Below are 24,798 nucleotides of genomic sequence, written 5' to 3'. Positions count from 1 at the left end.
ACGGACGGACGGCCGAAATGGCGACGGACGGACGGCCGAAATGGCGACGGACGGACGGCCGGAATGGGCGACGGACGGACGACCGGAATGGCCGGATTGATATAGCCGCCCCCTGTGACGTTCCCCTAATGAGCGCACGCGAGCGCACCGGGGAGGTGATCGGGCGATGAGCGACTCGACCGACGAGGTACGCGCGTACACAGTTCGGCTCGAACTCGTCGACGAGCCGGGCGAGCTCCTGCGGGCGCTGGGCCCGATCGCCGACAACGGCGGGAACCTCCTCTCGATCTTCCACGAGCGGGGCAACCTCACGCCGCGCGGGCACATCCCCGTCGAGGTCGACCTGGAGGCGACCCCCGAGCGGTTCGACGAGATCGTCGACGCGCTCCGCGGCGCCGGCATCAACGTCATCCAGGCCGGCGCGCAACACTACAGCGAGTCGGTGACGATCGTCCTCTCGGGGCACATCGTCGACAGCGACCTCTCCCACACCCTCTCGCGCATCCGCGAGACGACGGAGGCGACGGTGACCGACCTCTCGCTGTCGGCCCCGGAGGGGACCGACGACGTGTCGAGCGCGCGCCTGCGGCTGGCCACCGAGGAGGGGGAGACGGAGTCGACCCTGGCGGCGCTGCGCGAGATCGCCGCCGAGAAGGACCTTCGGCTGGTCGAGCCGCTCACGGCGGGTGATGCGGCGTGAGACTCGCCGTGCTGGGCGCCGGCGCCGTCGGCGCCTCGGTCGCGGAGCTGGCCGCCGACTACGGCCACACCGTCACCGCGCTGGCCGACTCCTCGTCGGCCGCCGTCGACCCCGAGGGGATCGACGTGGCGACCGCCCTGGAGTCCAAGCGGACCGACGGCGTCGTCGGGAGCGACGACCCCGGGGACGCGCTGGACGGCGCGTACGACGTTCTCGTCGAGGCGACGCCGACGACGCTGGGCGACGCCCAACCGGGCTTCGGCCACGTCCGGACGGCCCTGGAGCGGGACCGCCACGTCGTCCTCGCCAACAAGGGCCCCGTCGCCGAGCGCTACGGGGAGGTGCGCGAACTCGAACGGGCGAGCGAGGGGCAGGTGCTGTTCGAGGCGACCGTCGGCGGCGCGATGCCCGTGCTGTCGACCATCGCCGACTTCGACCCCGACCACATCACGGCCGCCCGCGGCGTCCTCAACGGGACGGCGAACTTCATCCTCACGCGGATGGCCGCCGAGGGGCTCGACTACGAACACGTCCTCGCGGAGGCCCAGGACCTCGGCGTCGCCGAGGCCGACCCGGCCTTCGACGTGGAGGGGACCGACGCGGCGCTGAAATGCGTCATCGTCGCGAACGTCCTCGCGGGCGACGAGCGCGAGTACACCCTCGACGACGCCGAGGTGCAGGGCATCGAGGAGATCCCGGGCAGCGCGCTCGACCTGGCGACCGAGGACGGCCGCACCGTCCGACTCATCGGTGAGGTCACGTCGGACGGCGAGGTGCGCGTCGGCCCGCGACTGGTCCCCGCGAACGGCACGCTCGCCGTGACGGGCACCGAGAACATCGTCCAGCTGGAGACCGAACACGCCGGCCGGCTCAACATCTCCGGGCGCGGCGCGGGCGGGCCCGAGACGGCGAGCGCGGTGCTGGCCGACGTTGGCCGGCTGGACGGCGACTGACCGCCCCCGGCGACCCGTTCTCCGCGCTCTCGCCGACCGTCAACCGCCACTGTCTCCGTCCCGGCCGCCGACCGCCGCCTGTCCGTCGCGATCCCCGGCGGGAGGGCGCGCGTCGCGGTCCGTGGGAGCGGTTGGCAAATCGCAAGACGGCACCGGGATCGCGTGGAGTCGCTATCGAAATGGTTTTAACACTAACCGCCAAAGGATTCCCACATAGCGCCTCTGCGCGTGAGATACAATGAGTGAGGACAAACCGCACCAGAACCTGGCCATCATCGGCCACGTAGACCACGGGAAGAGCACACTGGTCGGGCGACTGCTGTACGAGACCGGCAGCGTCCCCGAGCACGTCATCGAGCAGCACAAGGAGGAAGCCGAGGAGAAGGGCAAGGGCGGCTTCGAGTTCGCCTACGTCATGGACAACCTCGCCGAGGAGCGCGAGCGCGGCGTCACCATCGACATCGCCCACCAGGAGTTCGACACCGACGAGTACTTCTTCACCATCGTCGACTGTCCGGGCCACCGCGACTTCGTCAAGAACATGATCACGGGCGCGTCCCAGGCGGACAACGCCGTGCTCGTGGTCGCCGCCGACGACGGCGTCCAGCCCCAGACCCAGGAGCACGTCTTCCTGGCCCGCACGCTGGGCATCGGCGAGATGATCGTCGCCGTCAACAAGATGGACCTGGCCGACTACGAGGAGGGCCGCTACCACGAGGTCGTCGACGAGGTCGAGGACCTGCTCAACCAGGTCCGCTTCGACACCGAAGACGCGAAGTTCATCCCGGTCTCGGCGTTCGAGGGCGACAACGTCGCCGAGCGCTCCGAGAACATGGACTGGTACGACGACGAGATCCTCCTGGAGGCCCTCAACAGCCTGCCCGAGCCGGAGCCGCCGACGGACGCGCCGCTCCGACTCCCCATCCAGGACGTCTACACCATCTCCGGCATCGGGACCGTCCCGGTCGGACGCGTCGAGACGGGCATGCTCAACACGGGCGACAACGTGAGCTTCCAGCCCTCCGACGTGGGCGGCGAGGTCAAGACCATCGAGATGCACCACGAGGAGGTCCCGCAGGCCGGCCCCGGCGACAACGTCGGGTTCAACGTCCGCGGCATCGGCCAGGACGACATCCGCCGCGGTGACGTCTGTGGCCCCGCCGACGACCCGCCGTCGGTCGCCGAGACCTTCCAGGCCCGCATCGTCGTGATGCAGCACCCGTCGGTCATCACCGCCGGCTACACCCCGGTCTTCCACGCCCACACGGCGCAGGTCGCGTGTACCATCGAGTCCATCGACCAGAAGATCGACCCCGCGACGGGCGAGGCCGAGGAGGAGAACCCGGACTTCATCCAGAACGGCGACGCCGCGGTCGTCACCATCCGCCCGCAGAAGCCGCTCAGCATCGAGTCGGCCAACGACATCCCCGAACTGGGCAGCTTCGCCATCCGCGACATGGGTCAGACCATCGCGGCCGGGCAGGTCATGCAGGTCAACGAGCGCGAGTAACTCATGCAGCAAGCACGCGTCAGGCTGGCCGGCACCAGCCCCGAAGACCTCGACTCGATCTGCGGCGAGGTCCGCGACATCGCCAACAAGACCGGCGTCGAGCTGTCGGGGCCGATCCCGCTGCCGACCAAGACGCTCGAGGTCCCCACCCGCAAGTCCCCCGACGGCGAGGGGACGGCGACGTGGGAACACTGGGAGATGCGCGTCCACAAGCGGCTCATCGACATCGACGCCGACGAACGCGCGCTGCGCCAGCTGATGCGGATCCAGGTCCCGAACGACGTCTCCATCGAGATCGTCCTCGAGGACTAGAGGGGTCGACGGCCCCGCCGTCGCAGTCACCCGGTCGCCACGCGGCGCCACCGTGTGACTGATTCCCGAAGCCGCTCTCACGCGCAGGACTTATCCCCTCTGCGCTGCGAGCGATACACGCGGGCTCGTAGATCAGTGGCAGATCGCTTCCTTCGCAAGGAAGAGGCCCGGGGTTCAAATCCCCGCGAGTCCACTACACCGTTTCTTCCCCGCGAACTATCCGGTTAGTCGCCGGTATTGCGGTTCTCGCGGGAACTTTCTCGCACAGGGGTGACGAGATGATCAGCAGCTCAGACGAACTATGCGTTGCGGTCGATCCAGTCGCAGAACGCATCGAAGTCCTCCGCACCCGCATCACTGGCAACATCCCGAAGCGTTCCGATCCTGAGTTCGTCGTGGAGTGGGACCGTGACCTGTCGTTTGTCGTCCTCGTTGGTTGGATGCTCGTAGTAGAGTTGCGCGTGGTCGCCGACCGTTCGGCGCCATTCGAAATCGCCCACGTTGACGAGCACCTTCGCCACTTCCATACCGGAGAACGTCCGCCGACCCATTTACTGCAGAAACTCCGGCGGCTCTTCGTTGCCGGTGGTGTTGTCTTCCGGGTCGATACCCAGTTCCCTGAGTTCCTCGTCAGTCGGTTCACGGCCGATCTCTCCCTTGTGGAGTGCGACGGCCTCGTCAAGCATCTCCAGCGCGTGTTCCCGCGTCTCACCTTGGGTAGTCACGCCGGTCTCGACGTCGGTGATGACCCAGCCGTCACCCTCGCGCCACATCCGGATCTCGTCTTCGTGGTCGAGATCGCCGTCGCGCGTGGAACTAGCCATGTGAGTGACGGTAACGCGCACTGCCGAATAAGCGTTCGGGGACCCAGGTCCGTTCCGAATGTTCGGTCCGATGACTGCTCCGAGGACGTTCAGGGACCGATCCGTTCCGCAAATTGCGATCCTCCTGCCCCGCGAGTCCACTACCGACTTTTTCCGGACTGGGTTTCCTCGCGAGCCGGAGGCTCACGGACGGTCCGCGCCCGGAACAACGGGGCGACCTCAGGACCCCGATCCGGGTTGCCGGTTCGCTTCCGAGTACGTTCCACCCGCTTGTCACACCCGCCGTTCGGTCCCACGCGGTCGCTTCCCTCGGCTACCGACCGCGGGACCGCCGATCCCTCGAATGACCATGATTCTTATATAAATTTTCGGCCCGTTCCCGAACCGCCGGACCGGAGCGCACGCCGCCGCCGTCTGCCCGGTCATATAAGAACAATTATACACATGGATCCGCACTCGCAGTCGACGGGGATCGGGGACGGACCGCCCCGATCTCCAGCCGAAACCCCCGATCGCTTCCACTGCAGATCCGCCCGCTATCACTCGGTTCGCGTCGGTTCGGAACTACTTTCACTTCGGTCCACCTACGTTTAAGAGGGATTCGCCGTATGACACGGAACGCGCGGTTACATCGCCGGAGAGGCACGTAGCGACGCGACCTCTCGAAGTTCGAACACATGAATCGAGCGACGAATACCCGCAAACCAAAGCGTTATTTGGGACCCAAACAAACAAGATTTCCGTCACAGATGATAGGTATGAGGCCACAGCGGACACGCTCTCGATCCGGCGCCGGTATCGTTCGTGGGAGGGGCGCGACACATGAGTAGCGGCGATCTCGGGGTCGACGACATCGACCTGCCGATCAAGCGCACCGAGGGGGAGACACTGGAGGAGCGGCTCACGGGGAACGCGTACCACAACATTCTGCCCGCGCGCTATCTCCGCAAGGACGCCGACGGGGAACTGATCGAGGAGCAGGAGGATCTCTTCGACCGCGTCGCGAAGAACATCGCACTGGCCGAGGCCGTCTACGAGGCCGAGAAACGCGACGTGGAGGTCACGGTCACGCCCGACCAGCTCAAGCCCGACCACCCGCGCCGCGACGAGCTGGCCGCGGAGGTCTTCGGCACGGGGACGACGGCCGACGACGACGCCGAGACGACCCTCGACCAGTACAACGTCAACAAGTTCGCCTACGAGACGGTCGTCCCGGAGCTGCCCGAGGGGGTACGCGAGCACGTCGAGGAGACCGCCGACGAGTTCCAGCGGCTGATGGAGGACCTGTCCTTCATGCCGAACTCGCCGACGCTGATGAACGCCGGCGACGAACTCCAGCAGCTGTCGGCCTGTTTCGTCGACTCGCCGGAGGACGACATCGACGACATCCACCAGACCGCCAAGGAGGCCGCGCAGGTCTTCCAGAGCGGCGGCGGCATGGGCTACGCCTTCTGGCGGCTGCGGCCCTACGGCGACGCGGTCGGCTCCACGGGGGGTATCGCGTCGGGGCCGATCACGTTCATGCGGACGTTCGACCAGATGTGCGAGACCATCGCGCAGGGCGGCGCCCGGCGGGGCGCGCAGATGGGCGTCATGCGCGTCTCGCACCCGGACGTGATCCAGTTCATCCACGCCAAGAACAAGGACGTATCCCTGGCGCACACGCTCCGGCTGAACGACCCGGACGACTTCACGCACAACTCCTTCGCGGACGCCCTGGAGGAGGCCCGCGAGCTCATCGACGAGGACGGCAAGGTGCCGAAACACCTCCGCAACGCCGTCGAGGGCCACCTCTCGAACTTCAACATCTCCGTGGGGATCACCGACGACTTCATGGACGCGGTGAAAAACGACGAGGAGTTCACGTTCACCAACCCGCGGACCGAGGAACCCCACGTCGCCACCGAGGAGACGAAGGAGCTGTACGAGATGTTCGACCTCGGCGAGTACGTCGAGGTCGGCGAGGTGCTGTCGGTCCCCGCCCGGAAGGTCTGGGAGCGCATCGTCGACGGCGCCCACGAGAACGGCGAACCGGGCGTCATCTACCTCGAACGCGTCAACAAGGAACACTCCTTCGACGTGGAGGAACACCCCGACCACCGCATCCTCGCGACGAACCCCTGCGGCGAGCAGCCCCTGGAGGAGTACGAGGCCTGTAACCTCGGTCACATCAACCTCTCGACGCTCGCGGCGAAGGACGCGCCGGACTGGCGCGTCTGGTCGGCCGAACACGCCGACGAGTACGACTCGCTGGAGGACGCCGTCGACGCGTTCCTGCAGGAGGCCATCGACTTCGAGGCGTTCGACCACCGCATCGAGATGGGGACGCGCTTCCTCGAGAACGTGGTCACGATGTCGGACTTCCCGGTCCCGAAGATCGAGGAGACCGTCCGGGAGATGCGCAAGATCGGCCTCGGCATCATGGGCCTGGCGCAGCTGTACATCCAGCTCGGCATGCAGTACGGCGACGACGTGTCCAACGAGGTCGCCCGCCAGCTGATGCGCCACATCAACCACGAGTCGAAGTGGGCCAGCCACGAGCTCGCCCAGGACCGTGGCACCTTCGAGGAGTGGGACAACTCGAAGTTCGCGAACCCCACCGAGTACCGCGAGTGGTTCGAGAAGCAGACCGGCCTCGACGCCGACGAGTGGGCCGACGGCTTCGCGCTGCGCAACCACAACACGACGACCATCGCGCCGACGGGCACCACCTCGATGGTCGGCAACACCACCGGCGGCTGCGAGCCCATCTACAACGTCGCCTACTACAAGAACGTCTCCGACGACGTGCAGGGCGACGAGATGCTCGTCGAGTTCGACGACTACTTCCTCCGCGTGCTGGAGGAGAACGATCTGGACATCGACGCCGTCAAGGAGGAGGCCCAGGAGCAGATGGCCGCAAACGAGTTCGACGGCGTCGACGGCCTCTCGACGGTCCCCGACGCGGTCGGCGAGCTGTTCGTCACGACGGGTGACCTCTCCGCGAAGGAACACGCGGGGATCCAGGTCGCCTGCCAGGAGGGCGTCGACTCCGCCATCTCGAAGACGGTCAACGCGCCCAATGACTCCACCGTCGAGGACGCACAGGAGGTCTTCGAGTACATCTACGACCACGGCGGCAAGGGCGTCACCTACTACCGCGACGGCACCCGCAGCAAGCAGGTGCTGACGACGCGCGCCCAGAACACGGAGTTCGCCGACATGGACGCCGAGGAGGTCGTCGCCCAGATCGAGGAGGTCTTCGGCGGCTTCGACGCCTTCCTCGAGGAGGACGCGGTCCAGGCGGCCATCGAGACCGAGACCGAGGAGATCCTCGGCGCCGCCGACGGCGAGCGGCCCGACTACGCACAGAAGCGCTCGCGGCCGGACGTGCTCCACGGCGTCACCCAGCGCATCGACACCGGCTACGGGAAACTCTACGTCAACATCAACGAGGACCCCGAGGCCGAGCGCCCCTTCGAGCTGTTCGCCAACATCGGCAACTCCGGCGGCTTCACCGCCTCCTTCACGGAGGCGCTGGCCAAGACCATCTCGACGGCGCTGCGCGCGGGCGTCGACCCCCGCGAGATCGCCGACGAGCTCCAGGGCATCCGGTCGCCGAAGGTCGCCTGGGACAAGGGCGAGCAGATCCAGTCCATCCCGGACGCCATCGGCACGGCCCTGCGGCGCTACCTCGACGACGAGATCGACAAGGGCTACCCCCAGCAGCAGACGCTGGAGGAGACCGCCGAGGAGCGCGACGCGCGCCGCGCCGCCGAGAGCGCGGGCGAGGACGACAGCAACCCCAACCAGGACGTGGGGGCCGTCGAGCCGGAGACGGACGGCGGCGCCTCCGTCTCGATGGGCGCCGGACCCGGCAGCGACGCGGGCGAGCCCGGCTCCGAGGCCGGACAGGCCGCCGGGGGCGACCAGCAGGAGCTGATCGACGCCGGCGAGAGCCCGGAGTGTCCGGAGTGCTCGTCGATGTCGCTGTACTACTCCGAGGGCTGCAAGACCTGCGAGTCCTGCGGCTGGTCGGAGTGTTGAGGTAGATGGACGAGGCCCCCGCGCTGTCGCGGGGCCTCCGCTGGCTGCGGACCGTTCCGACGACTCTCTCCCTCTGTGCTCTCTTCGTCTTCGTCTTCGCCGCCGAGTGGTACGTCTGGGAGCGGTTCGGGTACGCGACGTTCGTCGCGCTGTTCGTCGCGACGCCCGAGCCCTCCGTCGGGTGGCTGCTCGCGCCGCTGGCGCACCTGCCGACGGACCCGCGCCACCTCGTCTCGAGCGTCGTCCAGTTGCTCCTGTTCGGCGGCGTCGTCGAGCGCCGGCTGGGTCGCCGGCGCTTCCTCGCGCTCGCCGCCGTCGCCGGTCTGGCGACGACGGGCGCGCAGGTCGCCTGGTACGTCGCGCTCGGCGCGTCGGGCCGCGTGGCCGGGACGCTCGGCGCCAGCGGGGTCGTCCTCGCGATGACGGCGCTGGTCGTCGTCGACAGCGTCCGCTACCGGGCCGCGACGGGCGGCTGGCACGGCGAGTTCACCCCGCTGTGGGTCCTCTTCGGGGCCGCCATCGCCGGCCAGGCCGTCTTCGGCCTGCTGGCGCTCGCGGCCGGGACCGCGCAGGTCGGCGTCGTCGGCCACCTGACCGGCGTGGTGATCGGTCTCGGTGTCGGCCTCGCTCGCCCGACCGGGGCCGTCCTGCTGTCGGGCGACTAGTCGGTCCGTCGACCGGCGCGACCGCGAGAACAAGACTCAAGCGCCCCTCGTCCGATCGTCGGGTATGAGCGACGCCGGCGGCCGGCCCTGTCCGGTCTGCGAGCGGCCGATGACCCACCGCCACTGCAAGTACGTCTGCCCGGAACACGGCGTGGTCTACGACTGCGCGGACACCTTCTACTGAACGTCGACGCCGAGGTCGTAGCGCTCGCGGACCAGCCGGTAGGTCGGCCCGGCGAGCAGGAGTCCGGAGACGGCCGTCGCGCCGGCGACCAGCGCGATCCCCTGGTCCAGCCCCTCGACCGAGAGCGTGTGCATCGACGCGCCGGCGACGACGGCGCCGACGATCCACGGCGTCTCGCCGACGAGCGTCCCCGCCAGGTACGTCCGCGGGGAGATATCCGAGAGCCCGGCGGCCGAGGAGATCACGTCCGAGGGGATCGGGGCCAGCCGCGCGGCCACGAGCCCGCGGAAGCCGCCGGTCGCCGCGACCACGCGGTCGCCGACGCCGGCGGTCCGCCCGAGGATCCCCTCGTCGGTCCGGAACCGACGGGCGACCAGGAACGGCGTCGCCGTGGAGACGGCGAGCCCCGCGGCGGCGACGGGGATCCCGACCGCCACGCCGTAGACGTACCCGACCGTCAGCGAGAGCAGGCTGACCGGCCACAGGACCAGCGGCCGGGCGACGTAGAGGACGGCGAGCACGGCGAGAAAGCGCCAGGGGTCCCCCGAGAGCGCGACGAGCGACTCCAGCACCGCGGCCGGCGAGAAGACCACGGCACCGGCCGCGAGCGCGACGGCCAGGGTCGCGAACCCCCCAAGCTGCCGGCGCGTCGCTCGACTGACTGCCATCGTTCGCCGTCCAGTCCCCGCCGGCACAAGTCTTGTGGTCGACGCACACCGCGGGCGCTCGCGGCCGGACCCGGAAACGCTTAGGTCCCCTGGGACCCCACCGGCGAGCGTGGACGACCGCGTCGAACTCGGCGTCGAACTGCTCGCCAACCTCGAACACGCCGAGCTGTCGCTGGCCGAGGCCGTCGACCGCATCGAGACGGTGACCAGCGACCCGGCGGTCACCCGCGAGATCCTCGAAACCGCCGAGCGCCGGGGGATCATCGACCGCGAGGGCGACACCGTCGTCCCGACGACCGGCGACTACGTCAGCTTCGAGGGCGGCGACGTGGTCAGCAAGGACGGGGAGTTCACCTGCCAGCGCTGCGGCGCCGGCATCACCACCGGCTACTTCATCGAGTTCGACGCCGGCGAACACGGACCCTTCGGTTCCTCGTGCATCAGGAAGGTCACCGGCCGCGAGGACTGACCGACTTCAGGTCCGTCGGAGCGTCGTGCGCCACTCGGGGGCTGCCGGGCTACTCGGAGTCCTGCTGGACCAGTCGCTTGAGCGCGCGGTGCTGGCGCTTGAGCAGTTCGTTCTGCCGGTCGACGGCGTCGGTCAGCTCCTCCAGCCGCTCGGCCATCGCCTCGAACTCCTCGCGGGTGATCGGCGCGGGCTCGACCTCCCCGCCGGTCCCGCTCGCCGACGCCGCGGACGCGCCCGCGGTCGAGGTGCCGCCCGACTCGGTAGCCGTGGTGTCCGCGGTGTCGTCGACGGTGCGGTCGGCGGTGTCGTCGACCGTGGTGTCCGCCGTGTCGTCGACGGTGCGGTCGGCCGACGCGTCCGCGCCCGCTGTCGAGTCGGCCGTCCCGTCGGTCGCGCTCGTCCGACCAGCGGTATCGTCCGTCCCGCCCCGGCGGTCGGTCGTCCCCGCGGTGTCGGCCTGCTGGGTGTCCGACCGACGGGTGTCCGCCTGCTGTGTCTCTCCCCGTCCGGTGTCGGCCTGCTGCGCATCGGGCTGCCGGTCGGCCGTCGCCTCCGTTTCGGTCTCCCGGTCCTCACTCCCGCCGGAGCCCGCTCCGGAGCGGGCGACCGGCTCGCTGGACCCGCCGGTCGCCGGGTCGGCGGTGTCGCCTCCCGCATCGGCCGTCTGGCCGTCCGCGGCGTCGGCGGCCCGACCGGTCGCCGGGTCGTCGGACCGGCCGCCGGGCTGGCCCTCCGGCTGGCCGCCCGGCTGTCGCGGGGGCTGTCCCGCCCCCGGGTCGTCGGCGAGTCGCTCCTCGCCCTCGACGGACTCGGCGAGGTCCGCCTCGTCGCTGACCAGCGGGTCGAAGTCGTCGCCGAACGAGAAGCCGTCTCCGGTGTCCTCGTCCGCGGGTTCGACGCCGCCCGCGTCCGTCTCCGGCCCGACGACGCGATTGAGTTCCTCGACGTTCGCCACGTCGTAGTAGTCGAACAGCGCCCCTTCGAGCGTCTGGCGGACGACGGGCGCCTTGTCGTTGGGCACCTTGATGCGCTGGGGACGACCCTCGACCGAGAGCGCGATGCTCGTTGCGACGCTGGCGCGCTCGAACTCGAGACCGGTCACGTCGTCGTAGGCGTAGACCTCGTAGTCCTCGGACCAGACCTGGCTACCGATGTGTTTGATCAGCCGCCCCTCGGCGATGATGAGCGTGAGTTCGCTGAACCGGTAGACGCCGGCCAGCGACTCGCGGTCCCCGATGACGCCGTCGAGCCTGAGCACGCCCTCGAGGAACAGTTCGAGCACCTTCTCGCCGCGGTTGGCCGGGACCGTGAACGACTCGGTGCCGTCGATGTACTGCATCGTGAACTTCGTCTTGCGGCGCCCCTCCGAGACCGCCAGCTGCTCGATGTCGTGGGAGTACTCCTCGACCGTCTCGTCGCTGAGCAGGCCTTCGCCGCGGTAGACGAGCGTTCGCGTCGGTGTGAGACAGACCGCGTCCTCGTCGCCGAGCGAGACGCCGGCCTGGATCTCCTCGCCGTCGAGTGCCCCCTTGACGAGGTCCGGGATGTCCATGCGTGAGGTGTACCCGTCCGAGTGTATAAATCCGGGGGTGGGCAGTCTCCCGACCGTCCGACTCCGCGCCCGCCGAACGATCACTGAAACGACGGGACGGCGGGCGGTCGCCGGCGGAGATGAGAAGGTTAAAGGCCGACACCACAGTATCGACGAGTGCGCCCGGGTGGCTTAGCTGGACATAGCGCCGCACTCATAGGGTTTCCTTGCGCGGCAGCCGGCATGCCCCCACGAGGCCCGTCAGCCTCGGACCTGGGACATGCGGAGATCGAGGGTTCGGAGCCCTCCCCGGGCATCCATATTTCACGTTCCCGAGTCGTAACTCTCTGGCCGGGAGAACACGGAAGGATCGCGAAGAACCGCCGCTCAGGCGTCGCCGGGGAACTCCTGGAAGAGCGTCTCGAAGTCCTCGGCCTCGCCGAGGTCCGAGACCGTCCGGTCCGCCTCCTGCCGGAGGTCCTCGACCGCCGATTCGAGCCGCTCGTACTCCTCGCTGTCCTGGAGTTCGACGAAGTCCTTCTCGGCTTCGAGCGTCGCCTTCTTCGAGGCGAGCGAGAAGAACTCCTGCATGCGCTCGTCGTAGTCCTCGCGGTCCAGCATCCGCTCGGCCGCCCCGTGGAGGTCGTCGAGCATCACCGGCTTGGTCAGGTAGTCGTCGAACGGCATCTCGACGATGTCGAAGTCGGGGTCCACGGCGGTCACCATCACGACGCGGCAGTCGATCCGCCGCTCGCGCAGGGCCTCGAGCACCTCGTCGCCGTTCATCTCCGGCATCTGGCGGTCGAGGAAGACGATGTCGACCGCCTCGTCTGCCTGCTCGAGCGCCTCGTGGGGCCCGTACGCTGTCCTGACCTCGTACTCCTCGGCCAGCCAGGTCGAGTACAGGTCCGCGATGTCGCGCTCGTCGTCCACGACGAGTACGGTTTCGTCTCCTGAATTGCGCGTTGTCATCGTGAGTCCCGTGGTTCGAACGGACGGATTACCGGTAATCCGATGAACCAGCGCATAAAACCATCCCACTGATTATCATGTGTGAAAACAGGGCGGACCGGCGAGCCTGTCCATCGACGGCGTTATGTCGGCGAGCGCCCTGGTACCCGGCGGATGGACCACACGTCGGACGACCCGCGGCGGATCCGGACGCTGGCGGTGACCGCGGAGGACGTGGTCGCCGCGCTGGAGGCCCGGGCACAGCGCGACCGGCCGGTCGTGCTGCGGGCGACGCCGCCGTTCAGCGGGCGGATGCGCGCTCGGCTGCACGTCGAGACCGGCGAGTACGACGAGTCGCCGGCACCGCTGCACGTCGACCCGGTGGCGCTGCTCGACGACGCGGCCCCGACCTACCCGCGGCCCGCCGACACGGAGGACCGGCTCCGGGCGGACCCCGACACCGAGTACACCGTCGAACGCCACCACGACCGCCACGAGGACGCCGTGGCGACCTGGCGGGAGACGGTCACCGACCACGTCCGCGACACCGCGACCGTCGAGACCCCCCACGGTCCACATGAGGTCGAGGTCTCCCTGCTCGGCTGAACCCCCGACCGAAGGCGTACGTTTGGCAACTGATCGCACAGTACTCGTCAACTGATCGACGAGAACGACGCAGCGCGCTCGATAAAACGTCTCGCCGTCTCTCGGGCGTCGATGAAACGAAATCGGGGTTCGTAAAACATCCACTACGTGCGGGGCGTTCGTCTGAAACGTTGTGAAATGACCGGAAGCCTCGGACGGTTATAAGGTAATGCCGGGCTATGGTGAAAGTACGAGGGTTCCCCGCATGTCAAGTCGCTCGTCCGACCTCACGCCATCGCTCGACACGGCCGACATCGCCGTCCCCGACGTCGGCAGGAGCGTCGTCGCGCCGATCACCGGCGCCGCCTTCTGGGCGGCCGTCGCGCTCCCCTTCCTCCACCTGCCGCTGTTGCTGGCGACCGGGCTGTCCGCCGAGCCGTACACCGACGCGTTCCTCGCCCTGCTGGCGCTGAACGTCGTCGCGCTGCTCGTCGGCCACCCCCACTACCGCGACTGAACCGCCGACCGCCGGGCCCCGCCGGGCCCCCTCCACCCCGGCGACGCCGACCGAGGTCCCCGGACCGCGCTTCGCCCGACCGCCTATCGACGTTCTCGGCGCCGTCCATCGCCGCCGGCCAGCGCCGCTCTCAGCCGCGGGATCTCCCTGCGGAGCGCCCGACGTTTGATCAGGACGAACCCGACGAAGATACAGCAGAATCCCGCCGCGGTCCAGGCGTCGACCACCTCCTCGAGGAGGAGGAACCCGGTGACTGCGGCGAACAGCGGCGCGACGTAGGAGACGAGGTTGATCTCGACGGGGCCGAGCCGCTCCAGCAGGTCGAAGTAGACGAGGAAGCCGACGGCGCTGGCCCCGACCGAGAGGTACGCCAGCGACCACAGCGCCGTCGGCGACCACGTGATCGCCGCGAACGACTCGCCGAGCCCGAGGCTGACGAGGTGCATGAGGCCGGCGCCGCCGAGCATCGACCACGCCTCCATCGTCTCGATCTCGACGCCGGCGTCGATGTAGGTGGTGAGAACGCTCCCCAGCGCGAAGGATAGCGCCGCGGCGAACACCAGCAGCTGCGGGAGCGTCTCGCTGCTCAGCAGCGTCGCCGGATCCGGCTGGGCGACGGCGACGACACCGACCAGCCCGAGCAGGATACCGACGACGCCGACGGCCGACAGCCGCTCGTCGGGGAGCAGCCCGCGGGCGAACACCGTCGTCAGCACGGGCGAGAGGCTGACGATGACCGCGGCGGCGGCGCTGGTCGTCCCCTGCTCGCCGACGAACAGGAACGCGTGGTAGGCGGCGATCATCAGCGCCGCGCCGACGGCGACGGTCGCCCACTCGTCGCGGCCCCGCGGGCACGGGTTGTCGGCCCGGACGGCCGCGTAGCCGAGCATCACGACGCCGGCCACGTCGTAGCGCAGCGCCGCGAACAGGACCGGCGGGAACGCAGCGAGCCCGGCCTTGATCGCCACGAACGCCGACCCCCACAGCGCCGACAGCACCAGAAAGAGTCCGAGGTTCCGGTACGTGGACACGCCCCGAGGTTCGGACGGCCGACCCTGAACCTTTCGGGTTCCGTCCCGCTCGCCCGGCCGAGGATGCCCGTCGGAGCGGGCGAACGGGCGACGACGGCGCGCCGGGTCGGTAGACCGACGGAAACCGGGCGACCGGGGTGGGACCGACCCCCGAAGCCCCCCTACGTTTAAATTACCGCATCACCAAGGCATCGTATGGCCGCATACGGCCGGCCGACGCTTCGGGACCTGTTCGACGAGGCACCGACGCCCCACATCGCACACCCGCCGCGGACACACCACCGGGACTTCTATCTCGCCACCGACGGCTCCTACCGGGCCGCCGGCGGCACCGCGCCGGGCGACGACGCCCGCGAGTTCACCGGCGGGCTCGGCGTCGTCATCGAGACGCGCGACGGCGAGCGCGTCGCGCGGCTGTCGGTGCCCGACCGCGCCCCCGACAACAACGTCGCCGAGTACCGGGCGCTGCACCTCGGCCTCGACGTGCTCGCCGCCCGCTCGCCAGCCGACGCGAGCGTGGGCGTGCTCATCGACCACGACACCCTCGCCGAGAACGTCAACGCCAGGGTCCTGACCGAGCGCGACCCCGAGCTGGAGCCGACCCACTCGGTGACCCACCCGCCCGCCATCGGCCTCCACTGGCGGGGCATCAGCTCCCGGCTGCGCGACTTCGCGGAGATCCGCGCCGCCCGCATCGACAGCGGGTACAACCCCGCCCACCCGCTCGCCAACGCCCCCGACGAGTACGCCCACGTCAACGGCGAACCCGACCGCTGTCTGCTCCCCGACGACCCCACCACGGCCGGCGACGACCGCTACCCGCCGCCCTCCAGGGCCGACCGCGGCAGCGCGAGCGACTAGTCGCGGTCGTCACCGTCGTCGTACAGCTTGTCGACCGACCGCTCCCAGCTGTGTCGGGCCAGTCCGCCGTAGCCGGCGAACCGCCCGAGGTACTGCTCGCGCGGGATCGGTCCCCACCAGTCGCCGTCGGCCGCGCGGAGGTGCCGGACCCACTTCCCCGTCAGGACCGCCCAGAGGACCGCGAAGACGACCGGCCAGACCGCTCCGTTCGGGCGCGGGACCGTGATACCGAGTGCGAGCAGTCCCTTCCAGAGCGCGAACGCCCCGACGAACAGCACCGCGAACACGAAGGAGCCGGACAGCAGATACTGGTAGGCCCGCGTCGGCCAGCCGGAGATGTCGACCGTCTTGTCCATCGCTCTACCCGGGTCGACGCGGATCGCACACGTATGTTTTGTGTCGAGCGGGGCGGTCGGAGGGAGGCTCGGATCCCGGTCGGGGCGCTGCCCCGCGACGGCCGATCACCGAAGACATTTATCGCACCGTTGACGACTGTCGACCATGGTCTCCCGACGGCGCTTCCTCCGAGGCGCAGCGGTCCCGCTTTCCGCGATTCCGCTCGCCGGCTGTCCCGGACGAGTCGCCAGTCCCGGCACCGGGACGGCCGGTGAGTCGGACCGCGGGGACCCGAACGGAGACGGGACAGGCGGACCGCCGACCACCCAGTACCAGTACGACGCGGCGAACACGGGCGTCGTCGACACCGCGGCACCGGACTCGCCCGGGCGGCGCTGGCGGACGCGCCTCGACCCTGCCGAGGGCGGCGTGGCCGTCGCGGGCGACACGGTCGTCGTCGCCGCCAGGGACGTGGTCGCCCTCGACCGCGACGACGGCGAGCAGCGCTGGAGTGCCGACGTGGGAAACAGCCTCGCCGCTCCGCCGACGGCGACGGCCGAGACGGCGTACGTCCCGACGTGGAACGGCGCGGGCGGCACCGAACGGGGTGTCGTCGCCGTCGACCTCGCCGACGGGAGCGAGCGGTGGCGAGCGGCCCCGTGGACCGAAGTCAGCGCACCGCTGACGCTGGCCGACGGGACGCTGTACGCCGGCAACGGACTCGACGAGACCGAGGTGACCGCTATCGACGCCGACGACGGGAGCGAACTGTGGCGCTTCGAGGCGGGCGAACACGCCTCGACCGCCGCCGTCGCCGACGGGACGGCCTTCGTCTGCGGCGGCCAGCGCGGCGTCGCCTACGCGCTGGACGCGGAGAGCGGCGAACAGCTGTGGCGCTTCGAGGCCAGCGACGAGGTGTGGGCCGCGCCGACGGTCCAAAACGGCGCCGTCTACGTCGGCGCCCGCGACGGGCGCGTGTCGGCGCTCGACCCCGCGAACGGCGACGAACTGTGGCACGTCGACACGGGAGACCCCATCAGACACTCCGTCGCGGCCACGGACGAGGCCGTCTACGTCCCCACCGAGCAGTCGCTCGTCGCGCTGGACCCGGACGGCGACCGCCGCTGGTCCGGCTCGCTCGGCTACGACGGCCGCGCGCCGACCGTCACCCGCGAGGGGGTCGTCTGTACCGACCGGGAACGGCTGTACTGTTTCGACACCGACGGGACCGAACGCTGGCGGTTCGACGTCCGCGACCGACCCATCGCCGACGCGACCTACGGCGGGGTCCGCAGCCCGCCGGTCGTCGTCGACGGGACCGTCTACTTCGTCTCGTTCGCCGGCGACGTGTACGCGCTCGCAGAGGAGTAGCCCCGGGCCGGTCCGATGAACCGGCGGCCCCGGCGCCGGACGCCTACTCCTCGTCTTCCTGCTGCTGGGCGTCCACCACGGCGGCTGCGCCCAGGTTGACGATGTCGCTACCACCTTTTTCTCGTCGGATTTCCCCGTTCGCTCCGCTCACTGCGGGAATCGCTCCTCGAAAAAGATGGGGCAAAAAGCCGCCCTCACTCCCCTCGGGCGGTGAACCGGCGGCCCCGGCGCCGGACGCCTACTCCTCGTCTTCCTGCTGCTGGGCGTCCACCACGGCGGCTGCGCCGAGGTTGACGATGTCCTTGACCTCGTCGCCGCGCTGGAGGACGTGGACGGGCTTGTCCATGCCGACCAGCATCGGGCCGATGGCGTCGGCGCCGCCGAGCCGCTGGAGCAGCTTGTAGCCGATGTTGCCGGCCTCGAGGTTCGGGAACACCAGCACGTTCGCCGGGTCCTCCAGGTCGGCGAAGTCGTAGGTGCCGTTGAGGATGTCCTCGACGACGGCGGTGTCGGCCTGCATCTCCCCGTCGACCGGGAAGTCGACCTCGGGGTCGTCGTGGAGGTCGCTCACGGCGTCGCGGAGCTTCGCGGTCCCCTCCGTCTCGACGCTGCCGAAGTTCGAATAGGAGAGCAGCGCCGCCCGCGGTTCGATGTTGAAATCGCGGGCGAGGCTGGCGGTGTGTTTGGTGATCTCCGAGAGCACGTCCGCCTCGGGGTCGAGGTTGACCGTCGCGTCCGCGCAGAAGACGACCTGGTTCTTGAACGTCAGCATGTAGACGCCGGCCGCGTAGTCGGCGTCGGGCGCCGTGCCGATGACCTCCAGCGGCGGGCGCAGGGCCGAGGGGTAGTGGTGCGTGAGCCCGGTCAGCATCGCGTCGGCGTCGTCCTGTTCGACCATCACGCTGGCGAGGTAGTTGGTGTCGTTCTCGACGAGTTCGGCGGCCTCGCTGCGGGTGATGCCCTTTCGCTGGCGGAGCTCGTGGAGCCGCTCGGCGTACTCCTCGTAGTCGCCGTTCTCGGGGTCGACGATCTCCGGATCGAACTCCAGCCCCAGGTCGGCCCGGGTGTCCTCGATCTCCTCGCGCTCGCCGATGAGGACCGGCTCGGCGATGCCCTGCTCCTGCAGCTGGAAGGCCGCGCGGATCATCTTCTCGTTGGCGCCCTCCGCGAGGGCGAGCCGCTTGGGGTCGCTCTGGGCCTTGTTCAGCACCACGCGCATCATCTCGCGGGACTTGCCCAGCCGGGCCTCCAGGCGCTCGACGTACTCGTCGAGGTCGAGTTCGCGGCGGGCGGCGCCCGAGTCCATGGCCGCCTCGGCGACGGCGGGCGCGACCTCGAAGAGGACGCGCGGGTCGACGGGCTTGGGGATGATGTACTCCGGGCCGAACTGCAGCGGCTGGTCGCCGTAGGCCTTGACGACCTCGTCGGGCACGTCCTTGCGGGCGAGCTCGGCCAGCGCCTCCGACGCGGCGCGTTTCATCTCCTCGTTGATCTCCCTCGCCCGGGCGTCCAGCGCGCCGCGGAAGATGAACGGGAACCCGAGGACGTTGTTCACCTGGTTGGGGTAGTCCGAGCGACCGGTCCCCATGATGACCGTGTCCTCGCGGGCGGCCTTGGCCGACTCGTAGTCGATCTCGGGGTCGGGGTTGGCCATCGCGAAGATGACCGGGTTCTCGTTCATCGACCGGACCATCTCCTGGTCGACGATCCCGCCGATCGACAGGCCGACGAACACGTCGGCGTCGTCCATCGCGTCCGCCAGGTCGCCCTCGGGCACGTCGCGGGCGAACTCCCGCTTGTACTCGTTGACATCGCCGGCCTCGGCGCGCTCCTCGGTGATGATCCCCGAGGAGTCGCACATCAGGATGTTCTCCTTCTTCGCGCCCAGCGAGACGTAGAAGCGGGCGGTCGCGATGGCGCTGGCGCCGGCGCCGGAGAAGACGATCCGCATGTCCTCGAGGCTCTTGCCCGTGAGTTCGGCGGCGTTGATCAGCGCGGCGCCCGAGATGATGGCGGTGCCGTGCTGGTCGTCGTGGAAGACGGGGATGTCCATCCGCTCGCGGAGCTCCTGCTCCATCGTGAAACACTCCGGCGCGCTGATGTCCTCGAGGTTGATCCCGCCGAAGGTCGGCTCCATCGCCGCGACGGCGTCGATAAACGCCTGGGTGTCCGTCTCGTCGAGCTCGACGTCGAACACGTCGATGTCGGCGAACCGCTTGAAGAGGACGCCCTTGCCCTCCATGACGGGCTTGGAGGCCTGGGCGCCGATGTCGCCGAGGCCGAGGACCGCCGAGCCGTTGGAGATGACCCCGACCATGTTGCCCTTCGCCGTGTACTCGTAGGCGTCGGCCGGGTTCTCGTCGATCTCCAGGCAGGGCGCCGCCACGCCGGGCGAGTACGCCAGCTGCAGGTCCCGCTGGGTGTTCGTCGGCTTGGTCGTCGCGATCTCCAGCTTGCCGGGCGGTTCCGTCCGGTGATACTCCAGTGCGTCCTCGTCGAGTCCCATACGCGATCCGCGAACGGCGCGGCCAAAAACTTTCGCGTTTGGCCAAATGACGGGTAGTTGTTCGCTGTTCGTCGAAGCTCCGATCGGCCGATTCTCACCGTCGAACGGCCCTGCGGAGACGCTCGCGGGGCAGGGGACCGTTCCGTGTCGGGGAACGCACCCGACGGGGCGTTCACCGGGTGCGAGCCGGTCGGACCGCGCCGTCGCAGTGGCGGCTCCGACTCCGGGGGGCTCCCACCCGGGGACGGTTCCGGTCCGGCCTCGACTCCGGTGGCAGGTCCGGTTCCAGCCCCGGGGCGGTCGCTCGCCGGGCGCCGGCGACGAAATGGGGGGAGTAAAGTCCGTGGGGACCGAAGCGGCGCGCATGACCCGTCGCCTCCGGACCCTCGCGGGCGTCACGACGGCGCTGACGTTCGTCCTCATCCTGCTCGGCCTGCACACCGGCTCGACCGGCGGCGGCCTCTCCTGCGGGACCCGGTGGCCGCTGTGCAACGGCTGGATGGGACTCTTTCCGGCCAACTGGGCGAGCTTCTTCGAGTGGTTCCACCGCTTCGTCGCGATGGTCGTCGGTTTCCTGTTGCTGGGCTGGCTCTACGGCGTCTGGCGCCGGCAGGACGACCGCCGCGTCCGCTACGCCGTCACCGCTGCCATCGCCATCCTCCCCGCTCAGATCGTCCTCGGCGGCGTGACCACCACCGCTGGCGGCATGTTCCCCCGCGGGTTCAACCCCGCCATCCAGACGGCTCACTTCACCACCGCGACCGTCATCTTCGCCCTGCTCGTCTACGCGACCGCCCGGCTGTTCGGCGCGCCCGGTTCGTACGCCGTCCGGTCGGTCGTCGGCCTCGGCGGCGGCCTCGTCTCGCTCGTCGCCGTCTTCGAGTTCGTCGCCGTCTTCGACCACCCGCCGACGAACCTCGTCGCCTACTACGCCGCCTCCTTCGCCCTGCTTGCGGTCCTCGTCGCGCTGCTGACCTGGAGCGAGGCCGCGGTCGACCCCGCGAACCTCCTGCGGTTCCGCTCGGTGGCCGCCCTCGCGACCGCGCTGCTGTACGTCGCCATGGTGTTGAGCCGCCAGAAGTGGGGCCTCCCCGACGGCGTCGGCGAGGCCGCGACGCTCCTGCTGGCGCTCGCCGTCGCCGCCCTCGCCGTCCTCGCCAACCGCGTCGTCGTCGACACCGGCGGGTTCGGGGCCCAGCGCGCCGACTGACGACCCGGTGCCCCGTTCGCGACCGTACCGATCGTAAACACCCTCTCAGAGTAGCGCACGGACGGGGAGTCGTGGCGCCACTCGGGTCCGTCTCCGCGTGGTCTCGCGAAGACTGTAGCAGTCACGAGCGGTCCCCGTCTCGGTCTCGACGCCGGCGCCAGCCGCTCGCGACGAGCGCGACGACCCCTCCGAGGAGCCCGAACCCTGGACCCGTCCCGTCGGTGGTCTCGGTCGGCGACGGAGACGGGACGGCCGTCGCCGTGGGTGTCGGTGCCGGTGCGGTCGTCGGGTTCGCCGTGGTCGTGGCAGGTTCCGTAGCCGCCGGTGAAGACGTGGCAGTGGATGCGGTCGTGGCCATCTCCGCTGGCGTCGACGTGGCGAGGGCTGGCCTGACCGTGAACCGCTCGCGCAGGAGGACGCGACCGTCGGTAGCGACTTCCAGCGTCGCGGTGGTGTTCGGCGCGACCCCGCTCGCGTCGAGCGTCGCCGTGGCCGACGTGATGACCGTGTCGTTGGCCAGTTCGGCGTTGTAGGCGTCAGACGAGGGACCGTCGCCGAACACGTCGGTCGCCGCGGTCGCGTTCGACAGCGGCGGGCCGCCGTCGGAGCGGTTCACGACCCTGACGGTCACGGGCGCGCCCGCGTCCAGGGTGGTGAGCGCGACGAGCCGCTGGTCGGACTGTGCCCGGACCGTCCGGTTCCACCCCCTGGGCAGCTCGAAGACGGTCTCCGCATCGTCGTCGGTGAACGCGACGACGGGCTTCAGTTTACGCCAACTCCTGTGATCCCCGTACGTGAGGTCGAAGACACTCGCGTTCCCGAAAAACCGGGCGGACTTGCCGTCGATGGTCACGTTCAACGCGTAGGGCCCAAGTCCGTCGAGCGCCCGCGAGAGGTCCCTGTCCGGCTGCCAGTCGACTCGCCTCTCTTCGTACGGACGGGTCGATCCGTACCGGAGGTTCGTCGGATCGGCGACGACGTAGTACGTGTCGGCGTCCCGGTCACTGTAGACGGTCGTCGCACTGGTCCGGTTGAAGAGGAGCACCGATATGGGTCTCATCGGTCCCGGACTGGACGCGGCCTCCAGTCTGAAGGCGTCGTCCGCGCCGTAGACCACGTCGAGAAAGCGCGCCGTCTCGTTGGGTCCGCTGGCGTTCGCGAGGCGGTCGGCCATGCCCGGCATCCGCAACTCCAGGACGAGGGTCCCGTTCACCGGCACCCGTCGGTCCCGGTGGAGACTCCCGTCGGCCATGGCCCGCTCGACGTCCGCACGCGAGGAGAACGCCTCGTGCAGCGGCCGCTCGTCGCTCAGGCCCGGATACGGCGACGGGTCGCTGCTCCAGACCCGCAGGTCCGTCACCGTCACGTTCGTCGAGGCTGTTCCGACACTGGGCTCGTCGGTCGAGGCCGCCGGCGGGGACAGACCGCCGGTCGCGGCCACGGGACTGACCACGAGCGTCAGCACGGCACAGACGGCGATCGCGTCGGAGAGACCGCGCTCGGAGGGCATCGCCCGGGTCGTCAACGCGGTGCGGCAAATCCCTTGTGGCCGCACGTCACGGGACCACCTCGCCGACCGAACCGTCGTCGACACCGGGGGCTTCGGCGCCCGGCGCGCCGACTGACGCGGCGCCGCAAAGCATTTGCTGTCGGCCTGCCGACGTTTCCGTATGACCCTCCGCCCCATCGTCGCCCTGAACCTCGCCGTCCTCGTCGCCGGCCCGGTGCTGTTCGCCGCAGTCTGGCGGTTCCGTGGCGGGGTGGCCGCGTGGAAGCGCCCGCTGGCCGCCGGGACGTACCTCGTTGCCCTCTCGGCCACCGTCCTCGAACTGACCGACGCGACCGCGGTCGCGTCGTACCCGCGGCTGGCCCTCGCCCTCGACGTGGGAGCGGGAGTCGCGGCGCTGGCCGGGATCGTCCTCATCGGGCGCTGCTGGCGGATGCGACGGTCGGACGGGTCCGAGTCGGCCGCCTGAGACCTACATGAAGTCCGTGAGACCCGCCTGGTCGTCGTCCTCGGCGTCCTCCGGGTCGTCCGCGTCGGCCGCGTCCTCGTCGCCGGCGTCCGCGTCCGCGGCTGCGGCCCCGTCTTCCGCGAGCGAGGCCTGGGCCGGTTCGTCCTCCACGTCTTCGTCGTCGCTTTCGGCGTCGGGTGACTCGCCGCCGCCGCCGGCGTGGGCGTCGTCGAACGCGCCGCCGGCGTTCTCGACGGCTCGTTCCTCCCGAAGGCGCTCGGCGTCCTCGACGATCGACTGGACCTTGTTGGTGTCCTCGCCGCTGCCGGTGACGAAGGAGACGTGCTCGGTGTCGAGCTCGTACTTCGCGGCCATCGCGACGGTCAGCTCGCGGTTCTTGCAGTGGTGGGTCATCACCGAGAGGTGCGGGAGGATCTCCCGGCGGGCGGTCGACATGCTGACGCCGCCGGCCTCGGCGATCCGCCGGGCGACGTAGTCGCGCTTGTTGCGGGTGCCCCGCGAGCGGCCGAGCTTCGACCAGTAGCTCGGCGGGCCGTAGCGGGTCCACCCGCCCTTGGGCTCGCGGCGGGCGGCCGCCACGCCGGCGGTCATGTTGTCGGTCGCGTAGCGCCAGAACGTGTAGTTCTGCGTGGCGCGCACGCGACCGAGCCAGCGGTCGGCGTTCGAGAGGAAGTCGTAGGCGACCGCCAGCTCCTCGCCCTCGTAGTCCTTGGGCATGTTGTCCTCGATCCAGTTGATCAGGTCGTCCGGCGTCTCGTCGACGTCGTAGGAAGCCTTCAGCGCCTCCTCCGCGCCGGCCTCCTTGATCACGGTATCGAGGTAGTCGAAGACGCCCTCCGTCCGGTCGCGCTCGCCGGTGACCACGTCGTCGGCGCCGATGCGGTCCCGCCCCTCGGCCATCGCCTGGAGGTCCTTGATCGCGCCCCGCAGGTCGCCGCTGTTCATCTCGGCGATCTGGTCGAGCGCTTCGTCGTCGTACTCGACGTCCTCCTTGCGACAGAGGTCCCGGAGAACGGGGACGATAGAGCGCTTGGACACGTCGCGGAACTCGATCTCCCGGCAGGCGTTGCGCAGGCCCGACGACATCTCGTAGAAGTCGTTGGCGATGAGGATCATCGGCTGGCTGGCCTCCTTGACCAGCGAGGTGATCGCCGCCGACCCGCCGCGGTCGACGTTGCCGTGGAGGTTGTCGGCCTCGTCCAAAATGACGACCCGGCGGCCGGCCTCGCCGGCGGTGAGCGTCCCCGACTTCGCGGCCTCGCCGGCGACCCGCTCGATCACGTCCTTGGTCCGCGAGTCCGAGGCGTTGAGTTCGATGGTCGCCCACCCCTTGTCGCTGGCCAGGGCGTGGGCCGCGGAGGTCTTGCCGATCCCCGGCGACCCGTGGAGCACGACCGCCTCCCGGTGGTCCTCCCAGGTGTCGGCCCACTCCTGCAGGGCGTCGCGGGCCTTGTCGTTGCCGCGGATCTCGTCGAGCGACGAGGGCCGGTACTTCTCCGTCCAGTCCATTGGGAGAGCGAAGGCGTGTGAGGGGGTTAGTGGTTTCGGAGCTACCGCCACTGGTCCAGCCACACGAGTTCACCGTGCAGTTCCTCGGGCGGATAGTGAGCGA

At 69.7% G+C, this 24,798-nt stretch carries 24 protein-coding genes and 2 tRNA genes; 16 read left to right on the top strand and 10 right to left on the bottom strand.

The window, feature by feature from the left end; genetic code table 11:
• The first annotated feature begins 166 nt into the window (after positions 1-166).
• The 5 genes from E3328_RS08695 (at position 167) to E3328_RS08675 (ending at position 3,668) form a co-directional block, all read left to right on the top strand.
• Positions 167-700 (top strand): amino acid-binding protein, encoded by a 534-nt coding sequence (locus E3328_RS08695; RefSeq protein ID WP_135364176.1) that lies wholly within the window; start codon positions 167-169, stop codon positions 698-700.
• Positions 697-1,653, top strand: coding sequence for a homoserine dehydrogenase (locus tag E3328_RS08690; RefSeq protein ID WP_135364175.1), 957 nt, complete (start codon positions 697-699; stop codon positions 1,651-1,653). The genes E3328_RS08695 and E3328_RS08690 overlap by 4 nt, the downstream gene beginning before the upstream one ends.
• A gap of 238 nt (positions 1,654-1,891) precedes the next feature.
• Positions 1,892-3,163, top strand: a complete 1,272-nt coding sequence (gene tuf / locus E3328_RS08685; RefSeq protein WP_135364174.1) for a translation elongation factor EF-1 subunit alpha — start codon at positions 1,892-1,894, stop codon at positions 3,161-3,163.
• 3 nt (positions 3,164-3,166) lie between these two features.
• Positions 3,167-3,475 (top strand): 30S ribosomal protein S10, encoded by a 309-nt coding sequence (rpsJ, locus tag E3328_RS08680; protein ID WP_135364173.1) that lies wholly within the window; start codon positions 3,167-3,169, stop codon positions 3,473-3,475.
• A gap of 121 nt (positions 3,476-3,596) precedes the next feature.
• Positions 3,597-3,668 (top strand) — tRNA-Ala (locus E3328_RS08675).
• Positions 3,669-3,774: 106 nt separating this feature from the next.
• Here E3328_RS08675 and E3328_RS08670 read toward each other — a convergent pair.
• Positions 3,775-4,026 carry a type II toxin-antitoxin system HicA family toxin gene (locus tag E3328_RS08670; RefSeq protein WP_135364172.1) on the bottom strand — a complete coding sequence of 84 codons (252 nt, stop codon included), beginning with the start codon at positions 4,024-4,026 and terminating at the stop codon, positions 3,775-3,777.
• Entirely contained in the window at positions 4,027-4,299 is a 273-nt protein-coding gene (locus E3328_RS08665) for a type II toxin-antitoxin system HicB family antitoxin (RefSeq protein WP_135364171.1), read from the bottom strand.
• 822 nt (positions 4,300-5,121) lie between these two features.
• On the opposite strand from E3328_RS08665, the gene E3328_RS08660 reads away from it, so the two are divergent.
• From E3328_RS08660 to E3328_RS22810, 3 genes are all read left to right on the top strand, one after another.
• The gene (locus E3328_RS08660; RefSeq protein ID WP_135364170.1) at positions 5,122-8,325 is read left to right on the top strand and encodes an adenosylcobalamin-dependent ribonucleoside-diphosphate reductase; all 3,204 of its coding nucleotides are present in this window, start codon (positions 5,122-5,124) and stop codon (positions 8,323-8,325) included.
• A gap of 5 nt (positions 8,326-8,330) precedes the next feature.
• Positions 8,331-8,990 carry a rhomboid family intramembrane serine protease gene (locus E3328_RS08655; protein WP_135364169.1) on the top strand — a complete coding sequence of 220 codons (660 nt, stop codon included), beginning with the start codon at positions 8,331-8,333 and terminating at the stop codon, positions 8,988-8,990.
• Between the two features lie 64 nt (positions 8,991-9,054).
• Positions 9,055-9,174 carry an HVO_2523 family zinc finger protein gene (locus E3328_RS22810; protein WP_342775079.1) on the top strand — a complete coding sequence of 40 codons (120 nt, stop codon included), beginning with the start codon at positions 9,055-9,057 and terminating at the stop codon, positions 9,172-9,174.
• On the opposite strand, the gene E3328_RS08650 is transcribed toward E3328_RS22810, so the two are convergent.
• On the bottom strand, positions 9,168-9,842 hold the full coding sequence (locus tag E3328_RS08650) for a TVP38/TMEM64 family protein (protein WP_167837347.1): 675 nt from the start codon (positions 9,840-9,842) through the stop codon (positions 9,168-9,170). The genes E3328_RS22810 and E3328_RS08650 overlap by 7 nt on opposite strands.
• Before the next feature lie 109 nt (positions 9,843-9,951).
• Between E3328_RS08650 and E3328_RS08645 the strand changes: the two genes are divergently transcribed.
• The gene (locus tag E3328_RS08645) at positions 9,952-10,311 is read left to right on the top strand and encodes a DUF5830 family protein (RefSeq protein ID WP_135364167.1); all 360 of its coding nucleotides are present in this window, start codon (positions 9,952-9,954) and stop codon (positions 10,309-10,311) included.
• A gap of 49 nt (positions 10,312-10,360) precedes the next feature.
• Here E3328_RS08645 and E3328_RS08640 read toward each other — a convergent pair whose 3' ends face one another.
• A complete protein-coding gene (locus E3328_RS08640) occupies positions 10,361-11,863 on the bottom strand; it encodes a DUF7115 domain-containing protein (protein WP_135364166.1) in 1,503 nt (500 codons plus the stop codon).
• Positions 11,864-12,023: 160 nt separating this feature from the next.
• Here E3328_RS08640 and E3328_RS08635 point away from each other — a divergent pair.
• Positions 12,024-12,158: transfer RNA gene (locus E3328_RS08635), tRNA-Met, on the top strand.
• Positions 12,159-12,229: 71 nt separating this feature from the next.
• Here the strand turns inward: E3328_RS08635 and E3328_RS08630 are convergent.
• Positions 12,230-12,814: a response regulator transcription factor gene (locus E3328_RS08630; RefSeq protein WP_135364165.1), complete on the bottom strand. Its 585-nt coding sequence runs from the start codon at positions 12,812-12,814 to the stop codon at positions 12,230-12,232.
• Between the two features lie 153 nt (positions 12,815-12,967).
• On the opposite strand from E3328_RS08630, the gene E3328_RS08625 reads away from it, so the two are divergent.
• Both E3328_RS08625 and E3328_RS08620 read left to right on the top strand, forming a co-directional pair.
• On the top strand, positions 12,968-13,399 hold the full coding sequence (locus tag E3328_RS08625; protein ID WP_135364164.1) for a DUF8009 family protein: 432 nt from the start codon (positions 12,968-12,970) through the stop codon (positions 13,397-13,399).
• A gap of 244 nt (positions 13,400-13,643) precedes the next feature.
• Positions 13,644-13,895: a DUF8028 family protein gene (locus E3328_RS08620; protein ID WP_135364163.1), complete on the top strand. Its 252-nt coding sequence runs from the start codon at positions 13,644-13,646 to the stop codon at positions 13,893-13,895.
• 83 nt (positions 13,896-13,978) lie between these two features.
• Here the strand turns inward: E3328_RS08620 and E3328_RS08615 are convergent, their stop codons facing one another.
• Positions 13,979-14,926: a DMT family transporter gene (locus E3328_RS08615; protein WP_135364162.1), complete on the bottom strand. Its 948-nt coding sequence runs from the start codon at positions 14,924-14,926 to the stop codon at positions 13,979-13,981.
• Positions 14,927-15,121: 195 nt separating this feature from the next.
• On the opposite strand from E3328_RS08615, the gene E3328_RS08610 reads away from it, so the two are divergent.
• Complete coding sequence (locus tag E3328_RS08610; RefSeq protein WP_135364161.1) at positions 15,122-15,787, top strand: ribonuclease H family protein; 666 nt, start codon at positions 15,122-15,124, stop codon at positions 15,785-15,787.
• Here the strand turns inward: E3328_RS08610 and E3328_RS08605 are convergent.
• The gene (locus E3328_RS08605; RefSeq protein ID WP_135364160.1) at positions 15,784-16,143 is read right to left on the bottom strand and encodes a hypothetical protein; all 360 of its coding nucleotides are present in this window, start codon (positions 16,141-16,143) and stop codon (positions 15,784-15,786) included. The two genes, E3328_RS08610 and E3328_RS08605, sit on opposite strands and share 4 nt — an antisense overlap.
• A gap of 145 nt (positions 16,144-16,288) precedes the next feature.
• Between E3328_RS08605 and E3328_RS08600 the strand changes: the two genes are divergently transcribed.
• A complete protein-coding gene (locus E3328_RS08600; protein ID WP_135364159.1) occupies positions 16,289-17,494 on the top strand; it encodes an outer membrane protein assembly factor BamB family protein in 1,206 nt (401 codons plus the stop codon).
• A 238-nt stretch (positions 17,495-17,732) separates the two neighbouring features.
• Here the strand turns inward: E3328_RS08600 and E3328_RS08595 are convergent, their stop codons facing one another.
• A complete protein-coding gene (locus tag E3328_RS08595; RefSeq protein WP_135364158.1) occupies positions 17,733-20,000 on the bottom strand; it encodes an NADP-dependent malic enzyme in 2,268 nt (755 codons plus the stop codon).
• Between the two features lie 364 nt (positions 20,001-20,364).
• On the opposite strand from E3328_RS08595, the gene E3328_RS08590 reads away from it, so the two are divergent.
• Positions 20,365-21,210 (top strand): COX15/CtaA family protein, encoded by an 846-nt coding sequence (locus E3328_RS08590; RefSeq protein ID WP_135364157.1) that lies wholly within the window; start codon positions 20,365-20,367, stop codon positions 21,208-21,210.
• A gap of 121 nt (positions 21,211-21,331) precedes the next feature.
• Here the strand turns inward: E3328_RS08590 and E3328_RS08585 are convergent, their stop codons facing one another.
• Positions 21,332-22,720 (bottom strand): hypothetical protein, encoded by a 1,389-nt coding sequence (locus tag E3328_RS08585; RefSeq protein WP_135364156.1) that lies wholly within the window; start codon positions 22,718-22,720, stop codon positions 21,332-21,334.
• 160 nt (positions 22,721-22,880) lie between these two features.
• On the opposite strand from E3328_RS08585, the gene E3328_RS08580 reads away from it, so the two are divergent.
• Positions 22,881-23,186 (top strand): hypothetical protein, encoded by a 306-nt coding sequence (locus E3328_RS08580; protein ID WP_135364155.1) that lies wholly within the window; start codon positions 22,881-22,883, stop codon positions 23,184-23,186.
• Between the two features lie 3 nt (positions 23,187-23,189).
• Here E3328_RS08580 and E3328_RS08575 read toward each other — a convergent pair whose 3' ends face one another.
• Positions 23,190-24,695 (bottom strand): replication factor C large subunit, encoded by a 1,506-nt coding sequence (locus E3328_RS08575; protein ID WP_135364154.1) that lies wholly within the window; start codon positions 24,693-24,695, stop codon positions 23,190-23,192.
• Positions 24,696-24,798 lie beyond the last annotated feature (103 nt).

The sequence above is a fragment of the Halosimplex halophilum genome (assembly GCF_004698125.1).
GTDB classification, from domain to species: domain Archaea; phylum Halobacteriota; class Halobacteria; order Halobacteriales; family Haloarculaceae; genus Halosimplex; species Halosimplex halophilum.
Note: the sequence above shows the minus strand (reverse complement) of the source record. Positions and strands in the feature narration are given on the sequence as shown.